The 7,074-nt window shown below is 46.7% G+C and carries 3 protein-coding genes and 1 pseudogene; 2 read left to right on the plus strand and 2 right to left on the minus strand.

What is annotated here, in order from left to right:
• The first annotated feature begins 139 nt into the window (after positions 1-139).
• The gene (locus ACESNI_RS12245; RefSeq protein WP_373087111.1) at positions 140-1,714 is read left to right on the plus strand and encodes an Eco57I restriction-modification methylase domain-containing protein; all 1,575 of its coding nucleotides are present in this window, start codon (positions 140-142) and stop codon (positions 1,712-1,714) included.
• Complete coding sequence (locus ACESNI_RS12250) at positions 1,707-4,247, plus strand: DEAD/DEAH box helicase family protein (RefSeq protein WP_373087113.1); 2,541 nt, start codon at positions 1,707-1,709, stop codon at positions 4,245-4,247. The genes ACESNI_RS12245 and ACESNI_RS12250 overlap by 8 nt, the downstream gene beginning before the upstream one ends.
• Before the next feature lie 529 nt (positions 4,248-4,776).
• On the opposite strand, the gene ACESNI_RS12255 is transcribed toward ACESNI_RS12250, so the two are convergent.
• Both ACESNI_RS12255 and ACESNI_RS12260 read right to left on the minus strand, forming a co-directional pair.
• Positions 4,777-6,501: a protein kinase gene (locus tag ACESNI_RS12255; protein WP_373087115.1), complete on the minus strand. Its 1,725-nt coding sequence runs from the start codon at positions 6,499-6,501 to the stop codon at positions 4,777-4,779.
• A 91-nt stretch (positions 6,502-6,592) separates the two neighbouring features.
• A pseudogene (locus ACESNI_RS12260) lies at positions 6,593-7,074 on the minus strand (helix-turn-helix domain-containing protein); the annotation flags it as partial.

A 7,074-nucleotide genomic window follows, 5' to 3' on the forward strand; every position in this document is an offset into this window, starting at 1 on the left:
CAACAACAAAAGACTGCTTGAGCCCATCGGCAACATCCCGCCTGTAGAAGCCGAGAAAAACTATTACGCCATGCTGGACGAAACCGATATGGCAGCGTAACTTAAACAAAATTGCCTCCGGCAATCCCGGGGCGGTTCAATGCAAGCTAGTTTTGCCCTGCGCGGGCGCAACCCCGATGTGCTGACCTGCATTGCGAACTTATCGAATGACGAAGTCTTTACGCCGCCTGAACTTGCAAACCGTATGCTGGAGGATTTGGCTGAGAGTTGGGCGGCTGACCATAGTGGTGCAGACATTTGGGCTGACGGGAATGTGACATTTCTCGACCCATGCACGAAATCGGGAGTTTTCCTTCGCGAGATTACCAGACGTCTCACCCTGGGACTGGCCAGCGAGTTTCCAGACATTCAAGAGCGTGTCGATCATATACTTACTAAGCAGGTATTCGGCATTGGTATCACCAAGTTGACCAGCCTGCTGGCGCGGCGGAGTGTATATTGCTCGAAGCATGCCAACAGCGAACATTCAATAGCCGCAAGCTTTTCTAACGACGCAGGTAATATTTGGTTTGAACGCACAGAGCACGCTTGGGGCGAGACGAAGTGTGAGTTCTGTGGTGCACCTAAAGTAATTTTGGACCGTGACGAAGGGCGTGAAAATTATGCCTATGCGTTCATCCACACCGACAACATAAAGGCTCGGGTTGCCGAGTTATTTGGAGGCAACATGCAGTTTGACGTTATTATAGGTAACCCCCCATATCAGATGAAGGGTGGGGCGGGTGGCTCAAGTGATTCTTCCATTTATCACCTCTTTGTTGAGCAGGCGAAAAAGCTTGAGCCCAAGTATTTGTCAATGGTGATTCCATCTCGCTGGCTTGCTGGCGGACGAGGCCTCGACGAATTTCGAAAGGAAATGCTCAATAGCGGGCAGCTCCGCCGTCTCTCAGACTATCGCGATTCTGGTGACGCGTTTCCGGGAGTTCAAATCAAGGGAGGAGTCTGTTACTTCCTTTGGGACGCATCTCACAACGGAGGTTGCGACATTACGCAGGTATCAGGAGGTGTTGAAGGTCTTCAAAAGAATCGGCAGTTGGGCGAGTTTGATGTATTGGTCCGTGATGAGCGTGCGGTGGCAATTCTCAGGAAGGTCTTGGCAAAGAACGAGCCTTCAATGGTCGAACTCGTATCCGGTGATACTCCTTTCGGTATAGCAACAAATTTCTCGGAGTGGAGCGAGAAGGACGGAGCTGGACGAATAGCGCTTCATCTGATCAGCCGCGGAAAGCGCTCTACTGGCTTTATTGAACGGGAAAAAATCCGAAAAAACATGGGCGAGATTGATGTATGGAAAGTATTAGTCCCAGAAGCTTACGGAGCGGGAGAAAATTTCCCACACCAAATCCTTGGTAAGGAAATTGTCGCCGCGCCGCCTTCGGCATGTACGCAGTCATATTTGGTAGTCTCGCCGTTTATATCAGAGCGTGATGCCAAGAGTTTTACTAGTTACTATAGAACCCGATTCTTTCGCTTTCTCGTGTCGCTAAGAAAGATTACGCAGCACGCTTTGCGATCAACATACTCGTGGGTTCCGCAGCAGTCTTGGGATGAGACTTGGACCGATGAGATGCTATACGAGAAATATGACATCTCGGAGCAGGAAATTGCGTTTATTAACAGCATGATCCGTCCAATGGGCCAGGCTGATGAGTAGGTCTATTGAAGAAATTCTTGCTCCAAAGCCCGAGGCGCGCCCGCGCATATATGCCTATTCGATTGATGATAACGCGCATGCGGACCTTCTCAAGGTCGGGCAAACTACTCGCGACGTAAAACGGCGTGTAGCTGAGCAGCTTAAGACGGCAGCCATCAAGAACTATCGTATTGAATTGGACGAACCTGCTGAACGAGACGATGGAACTGTCTTCACCGATCATGAAGTGCGTGCCGCGCTTGCCAGGAAAGGCTTTGTGAACAGTGAACTAGAATGGATGCGTTGCACGATCAGTGATTTAAAAACCGTACTCTCCGAGATTCGGACAGGGAAAAAGCTTAGTGGCAATCGTCACCAGTCTTTCCCCATGCGCCAAGAGCAATCCGATGCGGTAATCGTGACGCATGAGTATTTTTTGTCTCGCTGGTCGGAAGATGCACACGCAGTTCCTCGCTTCCTCTGGAACGCGAAGATGCGCTTCGGGAAGACCTTCACAAGCTATCAATTAGCGAAAAGAATTGGCGCAAAGCGTGTGCTCGTGCTGACTTTCAAACCTGCTGTAGAAGATGCTTGGCAGACAGACCTTGAGAGTCACGTAGACTTTGATGGTTGGCAATATCTATCTAAAAATTCTGGTGGTGACCCGACTCAAATCGACAGTGCAAAACCAGTCGTCTATTTTGGCTCATTTCAGGACCTGTTGGGTCGCGATGCAGCAGGAAATATAAAGCCGAAGAATGAGTGGCTCCACCAAATCAATTGGGACCTCGTCGTCTTCGACGAATATCATTTCGGCGCGTGGCGAGATACCGCAAAAGAGCTCTTCGAAGGTGAGGATGCGGCGGTTTCAAAGAAGGAGACTACGCTTGAGTATGCAGCCGGGTTGGATGAAGTAAACGAGGACCTTACTGTTCTGTCTCAGAAGGAAAGTGAGTTTCTCCCCATCACTACGCGGGCCTATCTCTATCTTTCTGGGACGCCTTTCAAAGCGCTGGCAACAGGTGAATTCATTGAAGAGCAAATCTTTAACTGGACGTACACGGACGAGCAGAGAGCCAAGGCAGAGTTTGCCCGAAACCATCCTAGCGAATGGAACCCCTACGGCGCGTTGCCACAGATGCGGTTGCTGACATACCAAATGCCTGATGAGTTGTTAACGGTCGCAAGTGCGGGAGAGTTTGATGAGTTCGACTTAAATGAGTTCTTCACGGCTACTGGGACAGGTAAAGAAGCGCAGTTTAAACACAAGAGCGACGTCCAGAAGTGGCTGGATATCATTCGAGGGCAGTACGCTCCCGCAACAGTAGAAAGTCTTAAGACTGGAGCGCGGCCACCTTTTCCTTATTCAGATGTACGTTTATTGCCTTACCTTCAACATTCATTTTGGTTTTTACCAAACGTCGCAGGCTGCCATGCAATAGCAAATCTATTGAAGGAAAAGCACAACACGTTTTGGCACGAATATAAGCTTGTGGTGTCGGCTGGGGCTTCGGCAGGAATTGGGTTAGAAGCACTGCCGCCGGTGCGCACGGCAGTCGGCAGTGGATTTGATACCAAAACCATAACGCTGTCCTGCGGAAAACTCACTACCGGTGTCACGGTTTCTCAATGGTCATCAATTTTGATGCTGCGTAACCTAAAGTCACCGGAAACCTATTTTCAGGCAGCGTTTCGGGTGCAGTCGCCCTGGTCCATAAGAAACCCCAACGGAACCAACCCAAACGAAGAAGAAATCCTCAAACCTATCTGTTTTGTTTTTGACTTTGCGCCAACGCGCGCACTCCGTCAACTTTCTGAATACGGTATTGGTTTGTCACCCAATGAGCCCAATCCGGAGAATGCGGTGAAGGACCTCGTTTCGTTCCTACCTGTTCTGGCCTATGACGGTGCAAACATGACCCAGATTGACGCCGGCGGGATCCTCGATATCGCGATGGCAGGTACCTCAGCAACATTATTAGCGCGTAAGTGGGAGAGCGCACTTCTTGTGAACGTGGACAACGACACGCTGCGACGGATCATGGATAACGCCGAGGCCATGGCTGCGGTCGAGAGTATCGAAGGGTGGCGTGCGCTAGGCGACAATGTGATTGAGACAATAATCAATAAGAGCGACAAAGTTAAAGACCTCAAGAATAAGGCCAAAGAGCACGACTTGACGGACAAAGAAAAAAAAGAACTTACCGCTGAAGAAAGGGAATATAAATCGAAGCGCAAACTCGTTCAAGAAAAGTTAATTAAGTTTGCAACCCGTATCCCAGCTTTTATGTATCTCACGGATTTTCGGGAGAACACACTCCGCGATGTCATCACCAAAATTGAACCGGACTTGTTCCTAACCGTTACTGGGCTCACGGTTCAGGATTTTCATCTGCTTGTCCGTTTGAGGGTGTTTAATACCGAGCATATGAATCAAGCCGTTTTCGCATTTCGTCGCTATGAGGATGCCTCGCTCCGGTATACTGGGATTGAAAGCCACAAAGGGCTTTCGCACTATGGCCTTTACGACACTGTGGTCGCGAGAGAGCAATAGCCGTAAGAATGTACGATCTCGTGGGACTCTTCGTGTAAATTGAATTTCACTATGACCAATGATGAAAGAGGAAGTATCTTCTACTTCCCCAACACCTGACGAAACCAAATTACCGCAGCCTCTCCTTCTTTTCTTGTTACTTCGTCAACAGTTCTGTTGTGCGCGATGCTATTCCGTAGCTCCGTCAACTGACCGAATTTCGCGAACAAGGTTTCTTTATTCGCAAACATAGAGCATCGACTATTATCCGTAGTGGGCCATTTGCGTGGACGGCCAACATCAGACGGCGGCGAGAAGAACGGCTCCAGCACGTCCCACTCATCATCGGTTAAATCGCTTGGCAAACGCTGCCCTTTGCGGGCATGTTGCGCGCGAGTGGTATCAGTCTACATTATCGATCCTTTGTAAAAATTTTGTTACTTTCACAGCATCAATGACTTCGGGTAGCGTCAAGCTAAACTGCTAATACCACTCAACTTAGTTTTCGGTCAGACACTAAAGGCAATTATTAACAATTCCCTATTATGAATTATATCAACAGACTTTCTTTAATCGCCAATTCAATATTTTTGGTTCCGACCTGAATCCTGTGAACTCCATCCAAAAAAACTTTACTGCGAATGGCGCGGCCATCTACCATCGTCCCAGTTACACTAGCTAAATCATAAATCCAAACGTCATCTGGAAAATTCAAAATTACGGCGTGACGCCGACTGGTTCCACTCTGGTCAGATTGAATGTAGTTAGAATCCAATCTCCCAATCGTAATGAGAGACATTTGGAGTGAGGCACGGGATTCATCATCGAACTTGAGGCACACCCCATCTTTTTTCTTACTTATTCTAGTGTCCCCAAATCTATAATCTTGAAACAATAACTTAGATTTTAAAGGAGGTTTTCCTCGTATATTCCAACTAGAGGGATTCTCAGTAGCTATTTCAAAGTTAAATTTTGCGAAAGGGTTGGAAATTTTATCCTTATCGTTGTCATCCAAATCATCGTCGGGAACGTCTTTTTCTAACAATCGAAACAAAAACCGATTATTGATGAAACAATTGTTGGTCGCCCCTTGCGCTATAATTGAATCCGCTAGCTGTTCACCTATCTCAAACCGTTCTGTTTCATAAAAGCACCGCAGTAATAAATTGTATGCCTCAAAATCCGTAGATTCACGCTGTAGATGATCAGTTAACATCGAAATTGCTCGGGGATAATATCCCTCTTCTAATGCAATCCATCCCAACTCTTTCTGAACCCTAACCCGTGGATTTACTTTCAGTGCTCGAGAATAATATTCCTTCGCAATCTGTGTCCTCTTCAGCATCAATTCTATGCGTCCAGCCGTCATAAGTGCAGTCACACAATCCGGCGCAATGTGTAATGCCTTCTGACATCTTTTCTCAGCAGTTTTCCATTTCTTTCGAGTCAAAAGTTTTTGTGCACTCTCAGCAATATTTTGAGCTTTTATTTGATTCCCGTCAAAAATAAAGGAGACTTTTCGGGCTCCAATAGCATTGCCAAAGTCTTCCATTGTTTGAAATCGTTGTTCGGGTGTTGGATGAGTCGCTTTCAATAATATTTCTTGAACCCAGCGATCCAATTCGTGTGGAATAAAATTGTGGTCGATTTTTGCTTGCAGTAAATCCTCCCCAGAATACTCTAGAAGAGGATTTTCTCCAATTAACAATTCCAATAAGGAGATACCAAGCGCGTAAATATCGATACGTTCATCATTTTCTGCGACTCTCCCTGCAAGGGAAAGCTCAGGTGCCATATAAATAGGAGTCCCCCAATTTCGATTGGCAATGCCAAAATCAGCAACTCTCACCTTGCCGTCTTTAGTGATTAAAAGATTTTGAGGTTTAATATCGTGATGAACGATACCTTTTCCATGAATTTCTCTAAAAGTGTCAGTAAGAATTTTACCCCAAGAGAACACCTGTACGGTACCGATTTTACCACGAGAAAAGTCAGCTAAACTCCCGCCAGAGCAATATTCCATTACAATATGAAGTCGTTCATTTTCATAAAAATGATGTAAAAATTTGACAATATTTTGATGATCAAAAGAGGAGAGGTATTGTATCTCTTCAATTAGGGGAGAGACATCATCAATGTTTATATTCTTGAGCACTTTGATCGCAACTAGGCGTCCATCAATCAGGCTATCTTCTGCCAACCATACTTCCCCAAAGCCGCCTTCACCAAGAACTTTGACGGTACGATACTTATTATCGAGAATAGTTCTAGACATAGTTATAACACTCCTCCCTCGAAGCCTTTAACGCAGCATCCGCTAGATCGCTATAGAATGACGTTTGGAACTTAGCAAATAGTTCTCCGGGTACACGTGTTGCAACATCGATCGCAGTATACTGATATCGTTTGATCTTTCTACCGTCTTTACCCTTGAATATCAGGAACTTGACATCCATCTGGATATGGTGGTCTGGCACCTGCTTCTCATATCGTTTGGTATGAACCTTACGCCGCCCCACATTACGCGGCAATCGACTGACACCGTGTCGCTCAGAACTCTGGATATGGTTGCATCAGAGACCCTTAAATCATGATATCGTGCCATATACCACATGATACGGATTGGACCGAGGTGGTACTTCTTTCGCAAGTACAGGATCTTCTCGACAACCTCCATAGGGGTCTGATTTGGATGCGAGCCGGGGATTGGCTTCTTATTGATGAGCCCTTGCTCACCATGTTCAACGTACGCTTTACGCCATCTGAAATAAGTTGACCTTGGTATGCCAAAGTATCGGTAGGCTTTAGCGGCGCTCCCAATTTCCTCAGCTCTTTTAAGGACTGCAAG

Origin of the sequence: Sneathiella sp., from assembly GCF_041689005.1 — a bacterium.
GTDB lineage: Bacteria > Pseudomonadota > Alphaproteobacteria > Sneathiellales > Sneathiellaceae > Sneathiella.